This window comes from Melioribacteraceae bacterium, from assembly GCA_019638015.1.
GTDB lineage: Bacteria > Bacteroidota > Ignavibacteria > Ignavibacteriales > Melioribacteraceae > JAHBUP01.
Genome location: JAHBUP010000001.1, coordinates 1,190,291 through 1,215,894, shown reverse-complemented (window position 1 = coordinate 1,215,894; position 25,604 = coordinate 1,190,291). Strand labels below are relative to the sequence as shown.

Here is a 25,604-nt window from a genome sequence, read left to right as displayed (position 1 = left end):
ATTAGGCTCCTACCTCAACCGCATTTAATCTGCATGCATCAATACATGCCATACATTTAATACATAAGCTTTCATTAATTATATGAACTTCTTTTTTATTTCCTGTGATTGCGCCTGTTGGACATTTTTTGATACAGACACCGCATCCTTTACATTTTTCCTCATCAATATGAGGAGTTAATAATGCTTTACAATGTTTCGAAGGACATCTTTTATGAACAACATGGGCCATATATTCTTCATGGAAATAATTCATTAAAGATAGAACGGGATTTGGTGCGGTTTTTCCAAGTCCGCATAGACTTCCCTTTTTTACAGCTGAACCAAGCTCTTCGAGCAGTTCAAGAGTTTCTAGAGAACCGTTTCCTTCAATAATATCATTCAGTAATGAGAGCATTTGTTTAGTACCTTCTCGGCAAAGTACACATTTACCGCATGATTCATTTTGAGTAAACTGCATGAAGAATTGAGCCATTTTTACCATACAGGTATTTTTATTCATTACAACAAGTCCGCCAGAACCAACCATCGCACCGATATTGATAAGTGAATCGAAATCTAGCGGCAGATCGAGATGTTCTTCCGTTAAGCACCCACCTGATGGTCCTCCAATTTGTACAGCTTTGAATCCATCATTGCTTAGAGTTCCATCATCGTTTGTAACTCCGCCGCCGATATTATAAACAATTTCACGTAGAGTTGTACCGAATGGGACTTCTATTAATCCAGTATTGGCAACATGACCCGTTAGTGCGAATGTTTTTGTTCCAGGAGATTTCTTTGTTCCAATTTCTATAAAGTGTTTTGCTCCTTTTCTAATAATTAAAGGAACCGTACTAAGTGTTTCAACATTGTTAATTATAGTTGGTTTTTCAAATAAACCGCATTGTGAAGGGAATGGTGGTTTCGGATTAGGCATTCCTCGCTGTCCCATGATGGAAGCCATTAAAGCTGTTTCCTCTCCGCAGACAAAAGCTCCGGCCCCTTCCATCACATGTATTTTAAAGTTAATTCCTGAGTTAAAAATATTAGTACCAAGCAGTCCCATCGATTCAGCTTGTTTCACTGCAGTTTTTAATCTGTTCACGGCAAATGGATATTCAGTACGGACATATATATATCCTTCATCTGCTCCAATAGCTTTAGCTGCAATCATCATCCCCTCAATTACCGAATGAGGATTTCCTTCCATAATGCTTCTATCCATAAATGCACCGGGATCTCCCTCATCTCCATTGCAAATCACAAATTTTTTCTCTCCTTTTTCAATTCTTGTAATATCCCATTTTTTACCTGTTGGAAATCCACCACCACCTCTTCCGCGCAAACCAGAGAAAATTATTTCATCACATATATCCTTATCACTCATTTCTACAAAAGCTCGACGCGCTGCCTCATATCCATCGAGGGAGATATATTCATTAATATCTTCTGGATTTATTTTACCACATTTTTGCAATACAAATCTTGATTGCCTTTTATAAAACGGAATATCATCAACACCTAAACAATGCCGGTTGTTAGTGGGATCGGAATAAAGAAGATCATCCACAACCTCATTATTGATAAGGGTTTTTTCTACTATATTTTTTACATCCTCAACTTTTACTTTTACATACATAATATTATCAGGATCAATAGTAATTAGGGGACCCATCTGGCAGAATCCTTGACAGCCGCTTCCTGAGATAAGTATAGCCTCTTTCTTTTCTTCTTCAAACTTTATTTCTATTAAGTGTGCTAAATTATTGGCAATTAATTGTAATCTAAATTCTTCAAATACTTTTAGCGAACCGTTAGCAACACATCCTGTTCCGGCACATACAATTATTCTGCGCTTAATTACACTTGTATGTTCTAAATATTTATCTTTAATAGATGCTAGATTAAAAAGTTGCGTTTTCATATTGATCCTCCTTAACCAGTTCATCTATCAGTTTATTCATTTTATCTGGATTCATTAATGAGTGAACGTCCTCATTAACCACAACCACTGGGGCTAATCCACAGGCACCTAAGCATGAAACTGTTTCAAGTGTAAATAGCATATTGTCTGTAGTTCGTTTAGTTTCACTTAAACCCAATTTCTTAAATACAGCCTCAACAATTGGAATACTGTTTTTAACGTGGCATGCGGTTCCATCGCACACTTTTATCACATATTTTCCCTTCGGCTCAAGCGCGAAGTGAGAATAAAATGTTGCCACTCCATAAACTTTGGCCGGAGGAATTCGAAGCGATGTTGAAATAAATGTTAGTATTTTTTCGGGAAGGTATCTATAAACTTCCTGAACTTGCTGAAGAATCGGTATCAGCTTATTTGAATCATAATTGTTACGTTCAAGTATTTCGCATACCTGTTCAAATTTTCTTGCCATAACCGATTCGTTTGTCGTATTTGTACTCATAACATCTCCATTATTGCTGGTTTTGGATATTAATTTTCTCTGTGTTTTTTGATTTGAATAGTTTTCAGAATTTACTCAATTTAGAAAAGGATCATTCCCTTTTTATTTGTTGAGCGAGTTTATGCGTGAGAACACCCAGCGAGTAGGAAAGCTGAGCATTTTCGACAATAATATGTGAAGGTAATTTTAGATGACGGGGGGCAAAATTCCAGATTGCAGTTACGCCTGCATCCACCATTGTATCTGCAATTTTTTGCGCAGATTCTGGAGTCGAAGTGATAACACCAATATTTATATGCATCCGTTCAATCATATCTCCCAATTTTTCAATTGGCAAGACTTCAATTCCATTTACCATATTACCAATCTTAGATGGATCATTATCGAATGCGGCAACTATATTTAATCCATATGCACCAAAGTTTTTATAGCCAAGGATTGCAGAGCCAAGACTTCCGGCACCTACAAGAAATGCATCTGTTACATTATCCCAGTTAAGTATATGGGTGAGAGTTTCAATTAGCTCATCTATATCAAATCCCAGTTTTGGCTTGCCAATTACTCCCGTAATCGCCAAATCCTTTCTAACTTGAATTGAATCAAGTCCCAATTCTTCGGCAATTGTAGTGCTTGATATATAATTGGTCGATTCCTTTTTAATTCGTTTAAGAAGATGAATATATTTAGGGAATCTTCGTAAAGTGGGTTCCGGAATCATTTTGGTTTCTTTTTCAATTAAAATCTCATTTTCAATCATTTTACATATCGCTATTTTATTATCGATATAAATATATCGATAATATTTTATCCATACAAATAATTTTTAATATTTTTAATTTTTTTTTGAAATTTCGAGAAGGTCGGTAGGTAATTTAGAAAGGGCATCAATTAAGATGCCCCTAAATTTCTGCTAAATTGGATTTTTATTTGATTAACATCATCTTTTTCGTGAGGATAACTTTATCTACCTCCAGTCGATAAATAAATATTCCAGTAGATATTTGAGAATTGTCAGCTGAAAATTTTGCGCTGTAATAGCCTGGAGATTGCACCTTATTCACAAGAATTGACACTTCTTTTCCCAGCAAATCATAAATGGTTAATTTGACATTGCTAATTTCCGCTACTTGATAATTAATTATTGTTTCTGGATTAAATGGATTAGGAAAGTTTTGCTCAAGTTTAAATTCGCTTGGTAACCCGGCAACTTGCTCCACCGAAGTAACGCTATTTGGATTTCCCGGATTTGTAATTGAGGCAAATACTCCTGGATTAGTCTGCCCGGTTCTCCAAAGTCCTTCGGGATCTCCCAATTCTTCACCATTTGTTTTTCCATCACCATCCGAATCTATTTTGGCTAATGTGGCAGACCAAAAATTTTGTGTACCTCCGACAGTAACTAACTTGCTTACCTCCTCCCCAAATTTATTTAATGTACCTCCTCCATTAGGATTTACATGACAATTTGAACAAGAGAATTTACTTCCGTTTGGCAATTGATTTGTTCTCCAATCTCTTCCTTGGGTTTCAATTGAATGTAAGATTACAGCTATCAGAACCAGCTTGTATATATTTTTAATCATAACTTATCCTTGTTAAGTTTTTAAAATTAATACCAAAAGTGAAACTGCATAACTATAGAATTGCTTTCACCTCTAGTCTCATGTTTGTTAATTCGAAATTGTGGTCTTAACTCAATAAAACTATAGGGAAAAAATTCAAAACCAAATATTAGGTGTGAGAAAGCATCGTGATTCAAATTGCTATTGGGATCGAACCTATCATATCTCACTACTGCCTCTAAACCAACCAATATTTGATACGCCGCCTCAACCATTAACGCATTCGATTTTACCCCGCTTCCCAAATAATCATCAGCTAAATCATATTCCCCCATTAATGAGAATCTATCAAATCCAATTCCAGCAAAACCTCCATATAGTTTTGTTGACAGCACATTCAAAGCTCCAGTGATATCATTAAATATTTTTGTTTTTGTTGATGCGAATGACCCGCCAATTAAAAAATTTAAGAGATCGATTGATGGTGTAAATTCAAATCTGGTTGTGAAAGTTGGATCAGAGGAAAAGATTGAGTTGAATTTTGCTTTTCCCACACTTGTCGTCCAAAAAGCATTATCACTCAAATTAGCGCCAATCTCAATTCCGGTTTCCACATAAAGAGGATTATAAATCAATCCTTGAATGGTACCTTGAGAAAATAACAACCCATAATCCCCTCCTCGAGTATATGCTGTGTGGTCATCGTGTCTAATTCCAAAATAAGGAATAAAGGAACCCGCTTTTATATAACTATTATTAGGAAGAATTTTTGCTACCGCGTAAGCTTCCCATATATCCTGAACAAAATCATACCTTGCGCTAATATCAATTTTTTCTGATGCACTAATATTTAAATATGCGCTTCCACTCATATCATGAAAATCACCTCTTTTTCTTTCCCCCGAATAGAGGAACTGGGATCTGTAATCTATTCCTATCGAAATATTTTCAGAGATTTTAGGAGACATTAAAAATTCGCTATCACGTGGGGAAATCATACTAATTACATTTTTACCGAAATTTATTCCATCTTCATTCCTCATTCCCCCGCCGGATGGATTAACATGACATTGTGCGCAGTTATCATTTAAACGGAGAGAAAATCGTGGCAGTGAATATATGTTTGATGAGATTTGTAATAAAAGTAAAAATAAAATCGTTAACAATTTATTCATGCTTACCTCAACTTAATTTAGAATTGTTGGCCTCAACCATGCAAGTTGCCCTCTTACTATTAGAAGAGACCATCTAATAGATTATAGCTTGTTTGAACCTATCAAATTCACATTCACATCAATTTTTTCGGCTACTTTATTTCCCACCAAATTATTATTCACTCCAAAGTCAGAAAGATTGATTACAAACTTTGCGGTTAAACCTAACAAATCTCCAGCGGCTCTCTTTTTTGTCTGTTCATTTTCAGCAAGCAATACCGATTCAACATCAGCCGCTATCTCTTTTTGTTTACCTTTTAATGTAAAAGTGCCAATTGCTTTAAAGGATAGTTTATTATCAGAAATTTGTTTTAAATCTGTTATTGATTTTAACTCAAAAGTGATATCGGGAAATTTTGGTTCGTTGAGCCAATCCTTACTTTGAAGATGCTTGTTTCGTAATCCTATTCCTGTGTTGATCGATTTCACTTTTACTGTAAAAGTACCTTTGAGCGATTTTGAAAAATCAGCTTGGTTAAAAAAAACCTCTCCCGAAATAGAACTTGCTGAGCCGGTGAAATCTTCTAATGGGGTTGAACTAGAAAATGTTATTTGATTGCCTTCTATCTTATCACTAAATATAAATTTTGAAGGATTTTTTATATCGGTTTTAAATGATTGCGCTTGTATTGTGTTGATGATTATTAGTGCTAAAAAAGAAATTCTAACTAACTTCTTCATCACAGCTCCATTTATATAAGATAGAAACATTCTTGATAATAAGATAGTTCATCGTTTTTTGGTTCTAAAAAGAAAAAATAATGATCCGGTGATGATAGCACTACAAAAAGCCAAAATTAAGGTTAGATCAAGTCCCCAAATAAATTTATCCTCCCATACTTTTTCGGTCCAGCCAAAAAGTTCATCCTTCCTTTCAACTAAAACTTGAGTTTTAGTAAAGATTTCAGAACCAGCAGAAATCCAAATTATTAATAAAACTATTACGGTTACAATAAAGCCACTTACAATGTACCTCTGAGTCTTATTCATATTTGACTCCTTTTGAAAAGATAGATTAGCTAACTATTATTTCGTCGAAATAGTTTACTTCATTTAATTCATCAGTGAATTGAGTAGATTTTGCTAAATAAAAGTGAAAAAAGGTATTTAATTGGGAATAGTTTAGGGAAAAAATATGTTATTAAGATAATTCACAAATAGAGAGGAAGAATGGCAAACTCAAAGAGTTTGATAGAAAAATCATTAGCAGCGATTGAGAAAGTTGGAAATAAATTACCAAATCCCACAACATTATTTGCACTTTTCGCTTTTGGCGTAATCATACTTTCCTGGTTTGTTTCCCAGTTTAATATTTCGGTAACACTCCCCGGCTCTGATAAAGTGATAAGACCTATAAGTCTTCTCTCGATTGAAGGACTTCACAAAATAATTGCAAATTTAATCACCAATTTTACCGCGTTTGCACCACTAGGGACTGTGCTTGTTTCACTATTAGGAATTGCTGTTGCAGAACACAGCGGATTGATAGGAACATCATTGCGTTTGCTGGTTATTAAAGCCCCTAAAAAATTACTAACGTTTGTAATTGTATTTTCCGGCATCATGTCCAACACAGCAAGTGAAATTGGATATGTATTGCTAGTTCCCCTTTCAGCGATGATATTTTTAGCAGTCGGGCGAAATCCAATTGCCGGATTAGCCGCGGCATTTGCTGGAGTCTCCGGCGGGTACAGTGCTAATCTTCTTCTTGGAACAATTGATCCCCTCCTTGCAGGTTTAACTCAGGAAGCAGCACACATAATAAATCCAGCTTATGAAGTTAACGCAGCAGCAAATTATTACTTTCTTTTTGTTTCAACTTTTTTTATTGCGGCGGCAGGAACATGGATAACCGAGAAAATTGTAATTCCAAGATTAGGCAGCTACCAGGGAACGACTGAAGTTGAAGAGATAAAAGAATTATCAATGAATGAAAAAACCGGATTAGTGTATGCCGGAATCGCCGTTACAATATTCCTTGGTATTATTTTAATTGGAATCATTCCAGAAAATGGTTTCTTGAGAGATCCCAAAACCGGAAGTATTCTTAAATCCCCATTCTTAAGCGGGATAGTTGCGTTTATTTTCCTTGGTGGATTAGTGGCAGGATTGGCCTATGGAATTGGCGCAAAAACAATTAAGTCCGATAATGATGTGATTAAAGGAATGAATAAATCAATGGAAACTCTGGGTTCCTATATTGTTCTTGTATTTTTTGCCGCACAATTTGTTGCGTTTTTTAACTGGACTAATCTCGGTCAGATTTTAGCAGTTGAGGGAGCTCAATTATTAAAATACTCGGGACTAGGTCCAATTCCATTGATGATAATGTTTATAATAATGACTGCCATTATTAATCTTTTTATTGGAAGCGCATCAGCTAAATGGGCAATTATGGCCCCAATCTTTATTCCAATGTTTATGTTATTGGGTTATTCACCTGAGCTGGTGCAAGCCGCATACAGAGTTGGCGATAGTGTTACAAATATAATTTCTCCAATGATGTCTTACTTCGCGCTTATTATTACTTTTATAAATAAGTATGATAAAAATGCAGGTATAGGAACACTTATTTCAGTTATGCTGCCTTACACTATTGTTTTCTTTATAATATGGACTTTACTTTTTATTGTATGGTTTGCGTTTGGATTGCCAGTTGGGCCCGGTGCTTCATTATATTATTCTTTATAAAATTATTTGTGAGACTTTGAGATAATAGTTATGAAAATTTTGTTGACCGGTGCTAACGGCTATATTGGGAAAAGATTACTTCCTCTGCTTTTGGAACAAGGGCATGAAGTTGTTTGCTGTGTTAGGGATAAAAAACGTTTCCCACCTGAAGGAGTTTATAAAAACTCGAGAATAATTTTATATGAAATAGATTTTCTGAAAGAAAATTCTTCTCCTGAAATTTTACATGATATTGATGCCGCATATTATCTTATTCACTCAATGAGTTCTAACCTCACTGATTTTGAGAAATTGGAAGAACTCTCCGCTAATAATTTTCTAAAACTTGTGGAAGGTAGCTCAATAAAACAAATTATATACCTTGGGGGGATGTCGAACGAACAAAAACTTTCTAAACATTTGGCATCAAGAAAAAGAGTTGAAGAAATTTTAGGTAAAAGTAAAATACCACTGACTACATTGAAAGCCGGAATAATTGTTGGTTCGGGAAGTGCTTCATTTGAGATTATTAGAGATCTCGTAGAAAAATTGCCAATTATGATAACCCCGAAATGGTTGAACACAAAACATCAACCAATTGCAATTAGAAATGTGCTCGAGTACTTAACCGGAGTTTTATTAAAACCCGAGTTGTATAATAAATCTTATGATATAGGCGGATCTGATATTCTTTCATATAAAGAAATGCTGTTACAATTTGCAGAAGTGAGAGGATTAAAAAGATTTATTACAACAGTACCGGTAATGACGCCGCGCCTATCATCTTACTGGCTCTATTTTGTTACATCAACTTCATATAAATTGGCTGTTAATCTAGTTAATAGTATGAAAATTGAAGTGATCGCAAAAAATAATGATCTCGAAAAAATCCTGAACATTAATCCACTAACTTATAAAGATGCTGTTCAATTGGCATTTCAAAAAATAGAACAGAATAATGTTATTTCCAGCTGGAAAGATTCATTGATCTCAAGTTACTCCGGCAATTCACTTCTCGAAAATATTAACATACCTACGAATGGTTGTTTTATTGACAAGAGGAAAAAAAAGATTAAAAATGATGATGAAAAAGTTTTAGAGAATATTTGGGCAATTGGTGGTGAGCGGGGTTGGTACTATTCAAATTGGCTCTGGGTTTTAAGAGGTTTTATTGACAAAATATTTGGCGGGGTGGGATTACGAAGAGGAAGAACAAATAAATCGGAAATTTATGCTGGCGATACACTCGATTTTTGGCGTGTACTTGTAGCCGATAAAAATAATAAACGGCTTCTGCTTTATGCTGAAATGAAACTGCCGGGTGAAGCCTGGCTCGAATTCAAAATAGATAAAGAAGATGAAAATAAATATCTCAAACAGACGGCTACTTTTCGTCCACGGGGTTTATTAGGAAGATTGTATTGGTATTCAGTTCTTCCCTTTCATCATTTTGTTTTTGAGGGTATGGCAGAAAGTATTCTAAACTATAATCATCAATAAAAATAGTTCTTGTAAATATTCATTATTAATTTTTAGATATGCTTACCGCCGGAATTCTTACCAATAAATCTTCAAGTTGAGCTTGATTCTCCTGCCCGATTGTAAAAGCATCAACAAAATCTTGTTTTAGTACATATTTCAAACACTCATCAACTTTATTAACTAATTGTCCTCCGCCAAAAATTTTCATACCAACAATACCTTTTCCATCAGCATGCATTCTTTTAAGAATTTTTTCCACCGTCGGTACATCGGCATCCATTGAAGCACCAAATGGATTTATACGGGCAAGATCAATCTGTACCCAATCCGAATTTGCTGCGGCTTCCAATGCTCCAAGTGAGTGGCAGGAAACTCCATGAGCTCGAATTATACCTTCCTCACGAGCTTTAGCCAAAATTTCCATAGCACCCTTTTTCTTTTCCGGCCATTTAGGATCGGTCATAAAATGTAGAAGAATTATATCAATGTAGTCTGTTCCAATTTCTTTACGAAAACGGTCAAGATCATCTCTCATTTCCTTTTCGGTTGTTGCATGGGTTTTTGATAATATTACTACTTTATCTCGTTGAATATTTTTTAACGCTTCTTTTAAGTGTGGATGAGTTCCATACTGATCAGCGGAATCCCAGAAATTTATTCCTTTATCAAATGCAATATTCAGCAAATCTGCCAGTCCTTTAACTCCAAGCTTTCTCGATTGATTTGAAGTTCTGTTAATTCCGTGGGTACCGGTTCCCATTGCTAATCGTGAAACTTTGATACCCGTTTTCCCAAGAGTTACAATATCGTTAGCATACTTTTTATTTACATTATCAGCCATAAATAGCGGCATGGGTGAAATTGCGAGGGCGCTTCCCGCCAGCGAACTAATTTTAATGAAGTCTCTTCTGTTCATACTACTTACCTTTTATCTTATCTATTTTTTGCAATTAATAACATCTCTGAATAAATAAAAATTCATTTTAGAATTTTCATTTCCGGCTCAGCTCATCCTTTTTAATTTTAATAAGAGATTAATGAAAGAAAATTCAACAAATCTTTCTTTTTAGTTTATCGTAGAATTTTGAATTTTTTCATTTTTCGCCACAACGTTGATGTGTCGATCTTTAATTCCTTAGCCGCGTTTGTTCTATTCCAATTATTTTTTTCTAATACTGAAATTATAAATCCTTTTTCGACTTCGGAAAATCCTGTTGGAGGATCGGCATTTTTCCTAGAAATCTTATTTCTTTCAGCTTCTCTTAATCTTTTTGGAAGACACTCAACTTGAATTATGTCACTATTGCATAATACAAAACAATGCTCAATAACATTTTCCAATTCCCGAATATTTCCCGCCCAATCGTATTCCATTAAAATATCATAAGCATTGGATGAAAACTGTTTAATATTCTTATTGAATTTTTTGTTAAAACTTTGAATAAAATGATTTACGAGTAGTGGAAGATCATCCATTCTTTCTCTAAGAGGTGGCAAATGAATATTAATCACATTTATTCTATAAAAGAGATCTTCTCGAAATCTACCCGCTGAAATTTCTTCATTAAAATTCTTGTTGGTCGCGGCTATTATTCTTGTTTCCATTTTAATAGATTTATTTCCACCCACTCGTTCAAACTCACGAGTCTCTAGAACCCTTAATAATTTTGTTTGAACGGCAATAGATAGATCACCAATCTCATCCAAAAATAAAGTTCCCCCTTGTGCCAATTCGAACCGTCCAATCTTTGTTTTAATTGCTCCGGTAAAAGCTCCCTTTTCATGTCCAAATAATTCACTTTCAATTAGTGATTCAACGAACGCGCTGCAATTAACGGCAATAAAGGGGCCTGTTCTCCTTGAACTATTTAAATGAATTGCCCTTGCGGCCAACTCTTTACCGGTTCCACTCTCTCCGGTAATTAAAACCGATGAATCGGTTTGTGCCACGCTTTCAAGCACCGAGAATATTTGGGTGATCTCTTTATTTCTACCAACTATATTTTCATACTTAAAAAATTCATTTAGATGCTCAGATAAATTTCTGATTTCCGATATATCAATAAATGTTTCAACCGCTCCAATATTTTCTTTTCTATTATTAATCAGAATTCCGGAATTCAGGCGGATTGGAATTTTCTTACCTCCTTTATGCAGAATTTCGAGTTCGTTTCCAATCATTGGTTTTCCTTTTCGAATGGTCTGTTCCATATGACAACCATTCCGGCATAAAGAGGAATTAAATATATCCCAGCATTTTTTACCTACAGCTTCGGATTTTTTATATCCAGTAATCTTTTCCGCCGAATTATTAAATGAAGTAACATTCCAATCATTATCGATTGTAAACGTTCCCTCAATATTGCTGTTAAAGATTGCATCCAATTTGTTCTTTTGATCAATAAGTTCCGATGTTCTCTCCTCTAGTTCATCGGATAAGGAAAGCATCTCTTTAGTATCACGAAAGACAAAAACCACACTCAAGACGGAGTCATCTTTTGTTATAGGAGTAATTGATGCGAGTACATTTTTAACATTTCCTCTTTTGTCGGTAATGTTAATTGCCAGATTTGTAAACGTGCGATTATTCATTAATGATTCTGAAACAAATTTTAGCTCATGCAAACATTCAGAGAAAAGAATAGTGCAATCAAGACCAATAATTTCATCTTCTTCATAAAATGTGATTCGAGAAGCGGCTTCATTAAAAACAATTAATTTTAAATCTTTGCCGATTACCGCAATTCCATCCGGAATGATAACCGCTTCTTTATTTTTATCTATAATCTTTTGTACTTCGCTCATTGCTTACCTCAAAACTTGTATGCAAAATAGACAGATAGTTGCATTCATGCAATATCCTTGCAATCATCATAGCAAATATGCAAAGCATTGCGCATCAGAAAATAACAATTAGCGCAATAATCGAACTATTTGATTGGAACGATTATGGTAATATTACAGCATAGCTAAATTTTGCAAGGAGTTTTCTGATCATGAAGGATGGAGTGAAATCTTGGTTTAAAGAGCGAGTTGAGTCAATTTGCGTAAAATTGGAAAGTGGCATACTCTCTAACAAATCATTGAAATGTCATGTGGTATTTGGACCTGTCAGATCAAGAAGATTAGGCTCCGTCCTTGGAATAAACAATTTAAAATCAAAAACCTGCTCATACAACTGCATCTATTGTCCATCAGGAGATACATCATGTTGCTCCATTTGTTCAACAAATTGCTTATCCCCTTACGAACTTCATTTGTCAGTTAGAAAAAAATTGTCGGAATTGGAAGAACATGGGGAAAAAATTGACTACATAGTTTTTGCAGGAAGCGGGGCTCCGACTCTTGATGCAAATCTTCCGTCAGAAATTTTACTTCTTCGTGAATTCGGCTACAAGATTGCTGTTTTCACAAATTCTTCCCTGTTGTGGAAAGATAACATCCAGGAAAATCTAATGTATGCCGATTATGTCTCCCTCAAAATAGATACAGTGAACGAGGGAACCTGGTTAAGGTTAAATAGACCACACCGCAGATTAGATTACAACAAGATACTTGAAGGAATTAAACGGTTCTCAAATTATTATCAGGGAATACTTACCACCGAGACAATGCTGATTAAAAACATTAATGATAACGCTGAAGAAATTGAACAGCTATATCAATTCTTCAGCACACTAAAATACGATCAATCATATTTTATGACGCCACGATATCCTCCGGCAGAAAGCTATGCAGAATGTCCTGAGGCCGAAACTCTACAACAATTATCGAAATTGATTAAAAGTAAAATTAAAAAATCAACAATGTTATGTTGTCCCGAGACTGAAGAATTTTTCGCGACTGATGATTTTGAAAATGAGTTGTTAGGTTTGCTAGCTCTCCATCCGGTCAGAGTTGACGCGGTTAATCAGTTCTTAAAAAACGAAAAAGATCAACAAGTTCTGCAAAATTTGCTTCTAAGCCGAACTGTTAAAAAAGTCATTCACAACAGAGAAATATTTTATGCAATTGACAATACTTATCAGACGGCTGGTAGCGGTTTAACAATTTAGTTTTAAGAAAGACTTAGTAGGGTAAATGTGTTAAAAATTGAAATAAGAATTTGCATGAACAGATCAGTGGGTAGCATAGTATATAAATTAACATAATACATAAGGGTAACTAATGGACAATCAAGAAAAACAAAAAGCACTTGAAGAAGAAGAAAAAAGAATAGTAGAAAATGTAGCAAAGATAAAACACCGTATCGCAGTCTTTAGTGGCAAAGGGGGTGTTGGTAAAACTACTGTTAGTGTGAACCTTGCTTATGCTTTACAAACAGAGGGCTATTCAACCGGTATTCTTGATGCGGATATTACCGGTCCAAATGTTCCTAAAATGCTAGGGATCGATAATGAGTTAATTATACTAGATTCTAAAATGATTCCGTTTGAAAAATATGGAGCTAAAATGATTTCGATGGCAAGTTTATTAAAAGACGGACAAGCATTGATTTGGCGTGGGCCCATGCGCTCAAAAGTAATTAACCAGTTTCTTGCCGATGTTGAATGGGGCGAGCTTGATTATCTGATTGCTGATTTACCTCCCGGAACCGGTGATGAAATTTTAACAATAGCGCAGCAGATGAAACCCGATTACGCAGTTATTGTAACTACTCCGCAGGAAGTCTCGGTTATCGACGCCGAACGTGCGATAGATATGGCGAAAAAATTAGAAATTCCATTTATAGGTATAATAGAGAATATGGCGGGATTTATATGCCCTCGTTGTAATGCGGTGGTTGAAATATTTGGGGTTGGCGGTGGTGAAAAACTGGCCAAAAAATATAATTTACCTTTTCTCGGCTCTATCCCAATTGATATTGATGCGCGCATTCTGGGCGATAACGGTAAACCAATCGTTCTTGAAAAACCTAATTGTGAAGTGACAAATGTGTTTAAATCAATAGCAAATTCAATTGAACAGCATTATCAAGTTGAATTAATAGCTAAATAAGATGGGATAATTTTCATGAAAGATAAAATTAAAATTGGAATTATAATTTGCGACAGATACAAAAGCTGTGCGGGGGGTAAGTGTTTTAGATCTATAAAAGAAAGAGTTGGTGCGTTTGATATTTATAAAGAAAATGATGTTGAACTTATCGGTTACACCACTTGCGGTGGCTGCCCCGGCGGCAATATTGAATACGCACCTGAGGAATTAAAGAAGAATGGCGCTGAAGTTATTCACTTTGCAACCGGAATGGTTGTGGGTTACCCTCCTTGCCCATACATCGATCACTTTAAAAAGTTTATAGAATCAAAATATGGGATGAACGTGGTAGTTGGTACTCACCCGATTCCGGAAAAATATTTTCTTACACATTCCGAATTAAAAACATGGGGATCTAAAAAATTGAAAGAAATTATTGAACCAATACTAACAAACAAAGATATAAGACTTTCATATGATTGAACAATTAAAATTCATAAAAGAGGAGACACTATGCCAAACTTAAATGGAACTGGTCCACAAGGACAAGGCGCAATGACCGGAAGAGGGAAAGGGCGCTGTTCGAGTACTCAAAAAAATCAACCTGATAAAACAACAGAAAAAGCAACTGATAGCGCAAATGTAGTATCGGGACTTGGGCACGGTGGAAAACCTCGCGGCGGCGGAGGAGCAGGAAAAGGCCAAGGAAGAGGTCGCGGAAGAGGATTTGGAAAGAAATAATAAATGTTGAATGAGTCGAAATCACGCATAGCAGGAAAAATAGCCGTTGCGATAGAGAAACCAGAAAAATCATCTCCTATTTCTGAAATTTTTGGAAGAAGTAAATTCTTCTTGATTCACAATACAGAAGATGATTCGGAAGAAATTATTTCTAACCCGTTCGCAAACGAATTGGGTGGAGTAGGGATACAATCAGTAAGATTTCTTATTGAAAAAAACGTTGATGCTGTAATAGTTAAAAAGATTGGTATAAATCCTTATAGGTTTTTTACATCGGCTAACATAAAAGTTTATCATTACAAAGACGGAAATGCCCACAAAGCTATCCACTTAGTTAAGGAAGAAAAAATAGAGCAAATAGATTTTATAAATAAGAAGCATTTCTCAGGTAGGAATAGAGAGAGACACGGTAAACGACATTAATTAAAAATATATAGGAAGAAATATGAATCAAAGAATAGCTGTTGCAATTGAAGAAAGCGGTGCTGAAGAAAGAGTAGCGGAACATTTTGGAAGATGTTCAAAATTTTATGTTTGCGAACTAGATGAACAAAATCAAATTCACAAGACCGAAACATTTTTTAATCCCTTAGTTGGTGAACACAGCGGAGCTTGCCAGCTGCCTGGATATGTAAAACAATTCAATGTAAATACAATTATTGCAGGCGGAATGGGACAAAAAGCAGTTTCAAATTTTTTGTCATTCGGAATTGACATAATAACAGCACCGGGACTTCTTTTTGAAGAAGCGATAACTAGTTTTTTACAAGGTAAACTTAATGGTTACGAGGCATGTAAACATGATCATAATCATAGTCACAATTGTCATTAAGGAATTGAATTGATAATATCTATCGCATCGGGCAAAGGAGGAACAGGTAAAACTACGATTGCGACAAGTCTAGCATTTGTTAATCACGGAAGTGTTTACATCGATTGTGATGTAGAAGAACCAAACGGACATATTCTACTCCATCCTCAATTTCATAAGGAAGCTCCATCGACAAAGAGTCTTCCAAGGATTGATTATTCCAAATGCAATACTTGCGGTAAATGTGCGCAAGTTTGTGAGTTTCATGCATTAATTAATTTGGGTTCGGAAATATTGCTTATCGATGAACTCTGTCATGCATGTGGTACGTGTGAATATTTATGCCCCGAAAAAGCAATCAGTGAAGTAAAGAAAAAGATTGGAGTAGTTAGAGAAGGATTCTCTGCATGGAACAATATAAAGTTTTATGATGGGGTATTAAATGTGGGTGAAGCTTCGGCTTCGCCGGTGATTAAGGATGTTAAAAAAAATATTCAACCAGATAAATTGAATATTATTGATTCTCCTCCAGGAACTTCTTGTTCGATGGTTGAGGCGGTAAAAGATTCTGATTTTTGCATACTCGTCACTGAATCCAGTCCATTTGGATTGCATGATTTGAATCTCGCAATTGAAGTTTTGCAAGTTCTAAAAATTCCATATGGCGTTGTAATAAATAAATATGAAAAATCTTACACGGATCTTGAAAATTATTTAAATGAACAGAGAATAAATATTTTGATGAAAATTCCGTTCGATAAAGGGATCGCGGTAGATTATTCAAATGGAGAAATGCCATCAATATTCTTAACAAAAATGAATGAAGAATTCAAAAACATTGTGAAGTAGATTCACACAATAGTTGCAGTACAAAAAACAATATCTAATTAAATTAAAAAGGAGTAGGAAATGGAAAACAATATGGGATCTCAAGTTCAATCTATGCCTCGCATCGGTGAAAAGGCGCCAGACTTCAAAGCTGTAACAACACAAGGTGATATCAACTTTCCTGAACAGTACGCCGGTAGTTGGGTAATACTTTTTAGCCACCCCGCAGATTTTACTCCGGTTTGTACTTCCGAATTCATAACATTCGCATATCTAGAGGATAAATTTTTAAAAGCCAATTGCAAGCTGGTTGGTTTATCAATAGACGGAATATATAGTCACATCGCATGGTTAAGAACAATCAAAGAAAAAATTGAATATAAGGGGATGAAAAATGTTGAAGTTAACTTCCCTTTAATTGAAGACATCACAATGGAAATTGCTACAAAATATGGAATGATTCAGCCTGGTGAAAGTTCTACAAAAGCAGTAAGAGCGGTTTTTGTAATTGATCCTAAAGGTATTATCAGAACGATAATTTATTATCCACTAAGCCTCGGCAGAAATTTTGATGAACTGTATCGAGTAGTTATTGCACTTCAAACCGCTGATAACTTTTCAGTTGCTACTCCTGCTGACTGGCAACCTGGTGACGATGTGATTATTTCTCCTGCCGGTTCTTGCGGCGCCGCAAAAGAAAGAATGGAAGGTAAAGATGATTTGGTTTGCCAGGATTGGTTCTTCTGTTCTAAAAAATTAGATAAAGAAAAAGTTCTTAAATCAATTATAAAAGAATAGAGTAATTAAACTGTGAATAAAATTCAAAATTATTCTCAAGTACTTGTTTTAAGCGGTAAAGGTGGAACTGGTAAAACTACTTTTACCGCTTCTATTTCTAAATTGATAAAAAACAAAATTGTTGTTGATTGCGACGTTGATGCCGCAAATTTATTTCTGTTATTAAAACCACAAATAGAAGGGGGGTATGAATTCTATGGCGGGAAAAAAGCTGTTATAAATTCTGATAATTGCCGCGAGTGTGGATTATGTGAGGAGGTCTGCAGATTTGAGGCTATAAAAAATTATAAAGTCGTTACGATCAGCTGTGAAGGCTGTGGATTCTGTGTGAGGGTTTGTCCCGAACAAGCAATTTCATTCGATTACCATAAGTCGGGAGATTTTTATTCCGGTTTACTGGTAGATAAATCCAAGTTTTTTTACGCAAAACTTTTACCGGGAGAAGGTAACTCTGGGAAACTGGTTAGTGAAATAAAAAAGGCAGCATCCAATAATGTTTCGGAAACAAATGAGTGGATAATTATTGATGGACCGCCCGGAATCGGTTGTCCTGTAAATGCCAGTCTTTCCGGTACCGACTTTGTTGTTATTGTAACTGAACCAACTCTTTCTGGATTACATGATTTGAAAAGACTAATCGAACTGCTGAAGACAATGAAATATGCGCATGGTATTATCATAAATAAGTTTGATTTGAATTTAGAAGTAACCGGAATTATCAAAAATATAGCTGATGAGAATAAAATTAATATTTTGGGCTACCTTCCCTTTCATCATGATTTTGTTAGTTCACTGCAGCTTGGTAAAACTATTATTGAATTCAACCATGAGATTGGAAAGCAAGTCGAGAACATTTGGATAAATATTACAAATCAAATAAATAATTTAAAAGGAATTACTAAATGAAAATTGCAATAACATCAACAGGCGGATCAATGAATGCGCTGGTAAGTGAACAATTTGGGCGCTGCCAATACTTTATAATTGTAGATTCTGATACTATGAAGTTTGAAGCTGTATCAAATCTAGGCGAACAAATGCAAAGCGGTGCCGGGCCTAAAGCAGCCGAGTTAATCATCAGTAAAGGTGCTGAAGTTTTACTCACCGGTCATGTTGGAGATAAAGCTGAGGAATCCCTTAAGAGAGGTGGAATAAAAATAGTTGATGGCTTTAAGTCAACAATAATATTGAAGGATGCAATAAATACTTTTTTATCTAAATAAAAGGAGATCTCAATTGTACGTTCCAACAAAAATATTTTTTACAAAAGGTGTGGGGAGACACAAAGAGTATTTAAGTTCGTTTGAAGCGGCGCTAAGAAACGCCGGTATTGAAATCTGTAATCTTGTAATGGTTAGCAGTATCTTTCCGCCCGGATGCAAAATTGTTCCAAAGCAAGTAGGATTAAAAGAAATCAGTCCCGGCCAAATTACATTTGCTGTCATGGCACGTAACTCAACAAATGAACCTAATCGTTTAATCGCGGCTTCGATTGGTGTAGCAATTCCAGCTAACGGAAAGCAGTATGGCTATCTCTCCGAGTATCATCCATTCGGTGTAAAGGAAAAAATAGCCGGCGAATATGCTGAAGATTTAGCCGCTCAAATGTTAGCTACAACTCTTGGTGTCGAGTTTGATTCTGAAACTGATTGGAATGAAAGAGAACAAGTCTTTAAAATGTCCGGAAAAATAGTTCGTACTTTTAACGTTACGCAAACAGCAGAAGGTGCAAAGAGAGGATTGTGGACTACCGTAATTACTGCCGCAGTGCTATTACCATAATAATCTAAAAATTTTAGATAAAGAGAATTTGACAAATAATTAACAAAAAGAGTTAGTGATGAAAACGAAATTAAAGCTGACAGTCCTTTATGATAACAACCAATTCAACGAAAAATTAGAAACCGATTTGGGTTTTTCATGTTTGATTGAGACAGATGAAGAATCAATACTCTTTGATAGTGGCGGGAATGGGAAAATACTTTTAGCAAATATGAAGTTGCTAGGAATAGACCCGAGTAGTGTTACAATTGTTTTTTTATCCCACCTGCATAAAGATCATACGGGGGGAATAAAAGATTTTCTTGGTATAAATAACAAAGTAAAAGTCTATTACCCCCAATCCTTTCCGGTTGATTTAATTGATATTATTAAAAATTCTGGCGCGGAACCAATTGCCTCTAATAACTTTGCGCAATTTGCAGCCAACGTTTTTACTCTAGGTGAAATTAGCGGAGTAATTCCGGAGCAGTCGCTGATAATTAATTCTACAAATGGGCTTATTGTTATTACAGGGTGCGCACATCCTGGAATAATACAAATAATTAATAAGGTGAAGGTGGAATTTCCTGATGAATTAATTTATATGGTTTTGGGTGGATTTCATCTCCACAAACTAAGTGATGAAGAAATTAATACTACCGCCCAAAAAATATATGATATGGATATTCTAACAGTTGCTCCGACACATTGCACGGGTGAGATTGCTCGAAGTAACTTCAAAAATTTATTTGGTAAAAACTATGTTAAAGTGGGTGCGGGTAAAATAGTGGAGATATAAGTTTGAGATTTTATAACTGCCTTGCTTCCTCAAGTAAACACATTATCTATTTCAGTGGATAATTGTTATGAAATTATTTTATAATGTTTTTATTGAATCATTAAAGATTACAATATTTGTTCTAGTGATGATGATCTCCGTTGATCTTATCAATGTACGAACAAAAGGCAAATTAGAGTTACTACTTAAAGGGGGCAAAAAGTGGAAACAATATATTCTCGCATCCATTCTTGGTGCGGCTCCAGGGTGTCTTGGCTCCTTTGCGGGAGTATCACTATACATTCATGGTATGATAAGCTTTGGTGCCCTAACCGGCTTAATGTTTGCGACAGCAGGAGATGAACAGTTTATAATGTTGGCGATGTTTCCCAAAACGGCAATCATGATGTTTATAATTCTTGTTATTCTTGGAATCGCTGTCGGATATCTTACTGATTACCTTGTCAAAATATTTAATATTAAAACATGTACTGATTGCGAGATCAAACAGTTTCACTCCGAAGAAAAAGGATACAGACATTATTTGAAGGAACACATTTGGGCTCATATAATAAAAGGCCATTTAGTAAAAACATTTCTTTGGACATTTGGCACTTTGTTGCTAGTTGAATATTCAATGATTTTTATTGATCTCAAAAGTATTGGTTCTGAATATATGATTTGGATTTTAGTTCTTAGTGCTTTGATTGGAATTATACCAGAATCGGGACCCCATTTACTTTTCGTTATGCTTTTCGCGAAAGGGGTAATACCCTTCTCCGTTTTATTTACAAGTTCAATTGTTCAAGATGGACATGGAATGCTGCCAATGCTTTCGTATTCTATTAAAGATTCGCTAAAAATAAAAATATTCAATTTGGTATTTGGGTTAGCTATTGGGCTTTTTATTTACTCACTTGGATTTTAATGAATAGTAATTATCATCTTTAAACGAATACTACTTATTCCCTTTTAATTTAATCAGGTATAATGATAAACCACATAAGAGAAATATCTAACTACTAATTCGTTTTATAATTAATGTTCTATTTAATGGTCAACTACTACATAATCATGAATTAATTGCAATCAACAATAATCTCATCTTAAACTTAACCATGAATGGTATAAAGAAATGAAACATGAATCAATTCAATATTTTAAAAATGAAACTCCTCTATCGGTAGAACTGGAAATTAAAGTAAACACATACGATATTGATGTTGCTAACCATGTAAACAATATAGTTTACTTACGATGGCTCGAAGATCTACGAAACTCGTTATTCTCACAAGTGTGTCCTTTAGAAGAGATTCTGAAATTGAATTACTATCCAGTTGTTGTTTACACTGAAATGAAGTATAAAAAACAAATTGTTCTATTTGATAAGCCGGTCGGAAAAGTGTGGATTGACAAAAATCCACATGGCATTATTGTGCTTAAGGCAGAAATTATAACTAACAATAAAATCGCATTTACCGCCACGCAAAAATGTGTGTTGCTCAATTTAACAACCAATATTATTTATAAAGGTGAGATTGTTGAAATCGCCAGCAAATTGGCTCAAAATTTTTAGAACCTAGTCATCGAATGAGAATTTTCATAAAATGAATAAACTGACTGTTTTAAAATGTTGAGTTTATTAATTCAGATAAATATTATATACTCTTATAGAGTGAAATGAGAACAGAATATTTTAAATCGATGAGTGTAAATAAATTTTACCTCGCTTAAACGTAATTTTACCTTCCTGATTCAATTCGTTTAGTAATTCGTTAACGGTTTGGCGTGATGCGCCAATAAGATCAGCAATATCTTTTTGGGTATATGGATGTTTTATAATTATAATATCTTCTCTTTTAACTCCATATTCATCTTTCATCTCGCGGAGAAATTCTAAGAAACGAGTCTTAACATCTTTAAATAAAACTAAATCGAGCCGGCGTTCTATTTTCTTTATTCTAAAGCTAATGAACTTATAGATTTTAATAGAAAACTCTTTATTTTGAAGCATCATTGATTTAAGATCATCAATAGACATTGGACAAAGTACTGTATTATCATCCACGACTTGAGCAAATTCGTTTCTTTGATCCTCACCAAGAAAAGCTAATTCGCCAAATATTGTACCTTTTCCAATTATTGCTTTTAAAATTTCTTTACCCTCTTCATTCCGATAGCCGATCCTCACTTTGCCACTTGCTACTAAAAATATCTTATCAGCCGAATCCCCTTCAGTATAGACATATTCATTTTTTTTATAATTCTTAAAAGAATGCTTGTCCTTAAATTCAGCAAAAAGATGAGGACATAAAATTTGGAATAAATCTACATTTTCCAAGAACCATAACTTAGACATAACTTCATCCCTAATTAATTCGGGATAAAATTAAGTATCATCTAATCATATTCAAAGAGCGTTTTGCATTATTGGTTGATTTTAAAAAAAATTATTTAACAAGTAACATTTTCCTTGTTTCGATAAAATTTTCAGTCTGTAATTGATAATAATAAATACCGCTTGGTAATGATTGATTATTTACCGTTGAATTGAATTTTACTTCATGTGAGCCCGCTGATTTAACTTCATTTACAAGAATTGCCACTTCTCTACCAAGTAAATCGTAAACTTTTAATTTTACATGCCCTGAGTTTGCAAGACGATAACTAATTACTGTCTCCGGATTAAAAGGATTTGGATAGTTTTGATTTAAGGATGTTTCGGTTGGAATTGTGTTGGGTGTTCCAATACTTGTACTAATCATAGTACTATAAGAAACATACTCAGCATTCAAAATTGCCTTGGATTGTGCGTTCTGAACAAAAACTATGAAACCTAACTGCGCATTATTCCATTGCTGATTTAGTGCAACTGATTCTGTGATCTGTAATTCTTGATTTGCTGTTAATGTAATAGCTTTACCATTAGCGCCAGGGAACATTTTCCTCATTACATTTTTATGGAATGAAATTCCATTTCTTCCCGCGTAGTTTACATTTTCTACCACAATAAATTGAACAACAAGGTTTCCTGATGGAGAAGTCGGTCCACTTTTTAATTTTGCAGTAACATTCGCTAGGCCCGATTGTACTGTACCGCTAATTTCTATATCAACAATATTTGTTTGTGTTGCAAGTGTATTAATAGAACTTCCCCAAGAAGAAAAATTATTAGCTTGCACTTGTCCATCAAATACCGCTCTTGGAGTAGAAGTAAATGAGCCATAAAATACATTTCTAGCTGAAGGATCAGCTGTATTTTCTTGGTTTAATTTGTCGTCAGGATAAGGAAACGGCATATGATAATATAGATAAACAATGCTGTTTTTGTTTTGTCCGTTTTGTAAGTAGTTATCAATTGTTGAATGAGCTGATGGACATACTACACAATGAGAATTTGTGAACACTTCAATTAATACTTTTTTACCTCCGCCAGTTACAACTGAAGTTGCAACAAGTAGAATTATAAGCAATCTATATATTTGCACTTGATGCCTCCTTAAAAATTGGTTAACAATAAAAATCTAACTCCTTCGAACGGAAGTATATAACGACAAACTCCGTTCGAACAGATTTGTCCTCCCCTGTCTTTTCCGTAAGAAACAACAGTAGAAATGTTCTGATTAATTCTCCAGCCAACTTCAATTGAAGGCCAAACTCTTCGTCCGGATGTTTCATGAAGATTAGTTGAAATTTCATATCGAAAACCTAAAGTCATGTTCTGCGAAATTATTGTAACCAAATTCAATAGATGATTACTAAATTCCGGCTGAGCTGTGTTATAGTTATCATTTACAAATTCAACTTGATAATCTGTTTCAAAGGCCAGCCATGAATTAATTGAGTGTTTTAGCTGTAATGGAATTACAGTAGAGTGAATTACATGATTATTCTTTCCATCAAAAAATTCATCATAAAATGTTTTAGAACGTTTAGCTGCTGCAATTTTAATTGATGTATGCTCTTGAAATGAGTATTCAAATTCGGCGAATAATTCATAGTATGGAGAATATTTACTCGAAAAACTTGGGAAAAGGTTTTTCATATCTGTTTTTACGAATCGGAAATCAGCAGCAGAAAATTTCCACCACGAATGTCTGCTTGATATACTTGCATTAAGATTAACGAATGAATTTTCAAATGGAGTGAGGAAAGCTTCTAATTGAAACCCCAGTTCATCATTAAAATCCACTTCATGAATTGCTCTTGTCAGTAAAGTATAAGAATGCTCTTTGATGGCTATCGGAGGATTTTGAAAAGGCAGCATTCGCGTTGGGCGAGTAAAATCATTTCTCTCATATGGATCTCGTTCATCGTAACTGTAATTTTTATAATCCAATGTAATTCCTAAACCCGATTCAGAATAGCTTATAGAAGAATACACTCCTTTTCCTTCTGAATCTATTTTATCTGTTATACCGGTTGTATTCTTATAAGAGTAGTCCAGTAAGAAAGAAATATTTTTTGAATTGTAGGAAAAATAAAAGGATGGGATTTCCGCTTTCACAGATATGTTCTTGGGTATTAATAGAAATTCACCCTCAGCGGATATGTAGGCTAGTCCGACTTTAAGATTTTTAATAGGAATAAATTCAACACCTCCTCCATACAATGAATAATTTTCTTCTCTCTTAAATTCTATTGAGTCTCTAAAGTTTAGCTTGCCGGCAATCCCGGAAATTGTGAAATTGTTGAAAGAGAATTTGCCTTTTAATCCATCCATCCAGGTATCATGTCCTAAACTTCTATTCTCAAATAAGTTTAGAGCAAGGCCTCGTCCATATAACTGTGAAAAATCTCCAACCCTTACCTGATAATTGTCCTCAGCTAACTCTACAAATCTTCTCCTCAATCCTTTATATACAAAACCAGTTTCGGGAGGATTATCGTACAAAGCACGGGCGCCAACCGAGATGTTGTATGGAAGATTTAATCGAAGATCAGCAAGATTTTCAAAATATTTGAATTGCGATTTTGAATTGCCTAGCGAACGTTCCCCATCTCCATAACGCATTGTGTTTGAGAAATCAAACGAAACCTGTGCGAGTCCTTTTACTGACAATAAGACGATAAGCACTATTATGTAATAAAATTTATGCTTCATTGCTCAAGGAGCTTAAGAATTTCTTCTTCGAGTTTTCTTTCATCCCCTGCATTGTAACCAGTGTGCTTGAATACAACCTTTCCTTCTTTATTAATTAAAAGTGAATAAGGCAGTACTTGTCCGTTAAGTCTGTTAAATATTTCGTTATTAGTATCAAGGACTATAGGATATTCTATTTTTTGAGCCGAGACAAAAGATTTTACTTTTGCAACACTCTTTTGCGAATCCTGATTAACGCCTATTATACTTAATCCTCTTTCTGAATATTTTTGCAGAAGTTTATTTAAATGTGGGATTTCTGCCCTACATGGCTGACACCATGTAGCCCAAAAATTTACGATAAGTGGACCGTTTGAATACAATGTTTTTAATTGCAACTCTTCATTGTTAATGCTATTGAGTTTTAGATCTAATTTTTCTTGCGCATTTAAAACTGTGGCAATAATTAAAACAGCAAAAAGTAGTTTCAT

At 34.7% G+C, this 25,604-nt stretch carries 29 protein-coding genes; 16 read left to right on the top strand and 13 right to left on the bottom strand.

The annotated features are described in order from the left end of the window. Position 1 precedes the first annotated feature (1 nt). From KF816_04835 to KF816_04805, 7 genes are all read right to left on the bottom strand, one after another. Positions 2-1,906 (bottom strand): 4Fe-4S binding protein, encoded by a 1,905-nt coding sequence (locus KF816_04835; GenBank protein MBX3007339.1) that lies wholly within the window; start codon positions 1,904-1,906, stop codon positions 2-4. Continuing rightward, positions 1,887-2,378 carry an NAD(P)H-dependent oxidoreductase subunit E gene (locus KF816_04830; protein MBX3007338.1) on the bottom strand — a complete coding sequence of 164 codons (492 nt, stop codon included), beginning with the start codon at positions 2,376-2,378 and terminating at the stop codon, positions 1,887-1,889. The genes KF816_04835 and KF816_04830 overlap by 20 nt, the downstream gene beginning before the upstream one ends. Before the next feature lie 121 nt (positions 2,379-2,499). Further along, a complete protein-coding gene (locus KF816_04825; protein MBX3007337.1) occupies positions 2,500-3,150 on the bottom strand; it encodes a redox-sensing transcriptional repressor Rex in 651 nt (216 codons plus the stop codon). 181 nt (positions 3,151-3,331) lie between these two features. Further along, positions 3,332-3,991, bottom strand: a complete 660-nt coding sequence (locus KF816_04820) for a T9SS type A sorting domain-containing protein (protein ID MBX3007336.1) — start codon at positions 3,989-3,991, stop codon at positions 3,332-3,334. A 26-nt stretch (positions 3,992-4,017) separates the two neighbouring features. Beyond that, the gene (locus KF816_04815; GenBank protein ID MBX3007335.1) at positions 4,018-5,145 is read right to left on the bottom strand and encodes a hypothetical protein; all 1,128 of its coding nucleotides are present in this window, start codon (positions 5,143-5,145) and stop codon (positions 4,018-4,020) included. Between the two features lie 81 nt (positions 5,146-5,226). Beyond that, on the bottom strand, positions 5,227-5,865 hold the full coding sequence (locus KF816_04810) for a YceI family protein (GenBank protein MBX3007334.1): 639 nt from the start codon (positions 5,863-5,865) through the stop codon (positions 5,227-5,229). Positions 5,866-5,913: 48 nt separating this feature from the next. Beyond that, the gene (locus KF816_04805; GenBank protein MBX3007333.1) at positions 5,914-6,174 is read right to left on the bottom strand and encodes a hypothetical protein; all 261 of its coding nucleotides are present in this window, start codon (positions 6,172-6,174) and stop codon (positions 5,914-5,916) included. Positions 6,175-6,354: 180 nt separating this feature from the next. Here KF816_04805 and KF816_04800 point away from each other — a divergent pair, with 180 nt between their 5' ends. Next, positions 6,355-7,875 carry an AbgT family transporter gene (locus tag KF816_04800; GenBank protein MBX3007332.1) on the top strand — a complete coding sequence of 507 codons (1,521 nt, stop codon included), beginning with the start codon at positions 6,355-6,357 and terminating at the stop codon, positions 7,873-7,875. Positions 7,876-7,905: 30 nt separating this feature from the next. Further along, a complete protein-coding gene (locus KF816_04795; protein ID MBX3007331.1) occupies positions 7,906-9,354 on the top strand; it encodes an SDR family oxidoreductase in 1,449 nt (482 codons plus the stop codon). Between the two features lie 25 nt (positions 9,355-9,379). Here KF816_04795 and KF816_04790 read toward each other — a convergent pair whose 3' ends face one another. Continuing rightward, positions 9,380-10,252 (bottom strand): aldo/keto reductase, encoded by an 873-nt coding sequence (locus KF816_04790; protein MBX3007330.1) that lies wholly within the window; start codon positions 10,250-10,252, stop codon positions 9,380-9,382. Between the two features lie 155 nt (positions 10,253-10,407). Further along, the gene (locus KF816_04785) at positions 10,408-12,141 is read right to left on the bottom strand and encodes a sigma 54-interacting transcriptional regulator (protein MBX3007329.1); all 1,734 of its coding nucleotides are present in this window, start codon (positions 12,139-12,141) and stop codon (positions 10,408-10,410) included. 191 nt (positions 12,142-12,332) lie between these two features. Here KF816_04785 and KF816_04780 point away from each other — a divergent pair, with 191 nt between their 5' ends. The 14 genes from KF816_04780 to KF816_04715 all read left to right on the top strand — a co-directional run bounded on the left by KF816_04780 (position 12,333) and on the right by KF816_04715 (position 21,606). Further along, the gene (locus KF816_04780) at positions 12,333-13,391 is read left to right on the top strand and encodes a radical SAM protein (GenBank protein ID MBX3007328.1); all 1,059 of its coding nucleotides are present in this window, start codon (positions 12,333-12,335) and stop codon (positions 13,389-13,391) included. Positions 13,392-13,503: 112 nt separating this feature from the next. After that, positions 13,504-14,334 carry an Mrp/NBP35 family ATP-binding protein gene (locus KF816_04775; GenBank protein MBX3007327.1) on the top strand — a complete coding sequence of 277 codons (831 nt, stop codon included), beginning with the start codon at positions 13,504-13,506 and terminating at the stop codon, positions 14,332-14,334. 15 nt (positions 14,335-14,349) lie between these two features. Continuing rightward, entirely contained in the window at positions 14,350-14,796 is a 447-nt protein-coding gene (locus KF816_04770) for a CGGC domain-containing protein (protein MBX3007326.1), read from the top strand. A 30-nt stretch (positions 14,797-14,826) separates the two neighbouring features. Continuing rightward, entirely contained in the window at positions 14,827-15,054 is a 228-nt protein-coding gene (locus KF816_04765; protein ID MBX3007325.1) for a DUF5320 domain-containing protein, read from the top strand. Between the two features lie 3 nt (positions 15,055-15,057). Then, positions 15,058-15,477, top strand: a complete 420-nt coding sequence (locus KF816_04760; protein MBX3007324.1) for a NifB/NifX family molybdenum-iron cluster-binding protein — start codon at positions 15,058-15,060, stop codon at positions 15,475-15,477. Between the two features lie 22 nt (positions 15,478-15,499). After that, a complete protein-coding gene (locus KF816_04755; GenBank protein ID MBX3007323.1) occupies positions 15,500-15,886 on the top strand; it encodes a NifB/NifX family molybdenum-iron cluster-binding protein in 387 nt (128 codons plus the stop codon). A gap of 9 nt (positions 15,887-15,895) precedes the next feature. Continuing rightward, positions 15,896-16,714 (top strand): ATP-binding protein, encoded by an 819-nt coding sequence (locus tag KF816_04750; protein ID MBX3007322.1) that lies wholly within the window; start codon positions 15,896-15,898, stop codon positions 16,712-16,714. Positions 16,715-16,774: 60 nt separating this feature from the next. Next, entirely contained in the window at positions 16,775-17,491 is a 717-nt protein-coding gene (locus tag KF816_04745; protein ID MBX3007321.1) for a peroxiredoxin, read from the top strand. Between the two features lie 12 nt (positions 17,492-17,503). Further along, complete coding sequence (locus KF816_04740; GenBank protein ID MBX3007320.1) at positions 17,504-18,397, top strand: ATP-binding protein; 894 nt, start codon at positions 17,504-17,506, stop codon at positions 18,395-18,397. Next, entirely contained in the window at positions 18,394-18,714 is a 321-nt protein-coding gene (locus KF816_04735) for a NifB/NifX family molybdenum-iron cluster-binding protein (GenBank protein ID MBX3007319.1), read from the top strand. The genes KF816_04740 and KF816_04735 overlap by 4 nt, the downstream gene beginning before the upstream one ends. A 13-nt stretch (positions 18,715-18,727) precedes the next feature. Next, positions 18,728-19,273: an arginine decarboxylase, pyruvoyl-dependent gene (locus KF816_04730; GenBank protein MBX3007318.1), complete on the top strand. Its 546-nt coding sequence runs from the start codon at positions 18,728-18,730 to the stop codon at positions 19,271-19,273. 58 nt (positions 19,274-19,331) lie between these two features. Next, positions 19,332-20,051, top strand: a complete 720-nt coding sequence (locus tag KF816_04725) for an MBL fold metallo-hydrolase (protein ID MBX3007317.1) — start codon at positions 19,332-19,334, stop codon at positions 20,049-20,051. A gap of 67 nt (positions 20,052-20,118) precedes the next feature. After that, entirely contained in the window at positions 20,119-20,958 is an 840-nt protein-coding gene (locus tag KF816_04720; GenBank protein ID MBX3007316.1) for an arsenic efflux protein, read from the top strand. Positions 20,959-21,165: 207 nt separating this feature from the next. Continuing rightward, positions 21,166-21,606: a thioesterase family protein gene (locus KF816_04715; protein MBX3007315.1), complete on the top strand. Its 441-nt coding sequence runs from the start codon at positions 21,166-21,168 to the stop codon at positions 21,604-21,606. A 120-nt stretch (positions 21,607-21,726) separates the two neighbouring features. Here KF816_04715 and KF816_04710 read toward each other — a convergent pair whose 3' ends face one another. The 4 genes from KF816_04710 to KF816_04695 all read right to left on the bottom strand — a co-directional run bounded on the left by KF816_04710 (position 21,727) and on the right by KF816_04695 (position 25,604). Beyond that, a complete protein-coding gene (locus KF816_04710; GenBank protein MBX3007314.1) occupies positions 21,727-22,389 on the bottom strand; it encodes a Crp/Fnr family transcriptional regulator in 663 nt (220 codons plus the stop codon). A 91-nt stretch (positions 22,390-22,480) separates the two neighbouring features. Further along, positions 22,481-23,518 carry an Omp28-related outer membrane protein gene (locus KF816_04705; protein ID MBX3007313.1) on the bottom strand — a complete coding sequence of 346 codons (1,038 nt, stop codon included), beginning with the start codon at positions 23,516-23,518 and terminating at the stop codon, positions 22,481-22,483. An 11-nt stretch (positions 23,519-23,529) separates the two neighbouring features. Continuing rightward, positions 23,530-25,134, bottom strand: coding sequence for a hypothetical protein (locus tag KF816_04700; protein ID MBX3007312.1), 1,605 nt, complete (start codon positions 25,132-25,134; stop codon positions 23,530-23,532). Beyond that, positions 25,131-25,604: a TlpA family protein disulfide reductase gene (locus tag KF816_04695; protein ID MBX3007311.1), complete on the bottom strand. Its 474-nt coding sequence runs from the start codon at positions 25,602-25,604 to the stop codon at positions 25,131-25,133. Before KF816_04695 ends, KF816_04700 begins: the two co-directional genes overlap by 4 nt.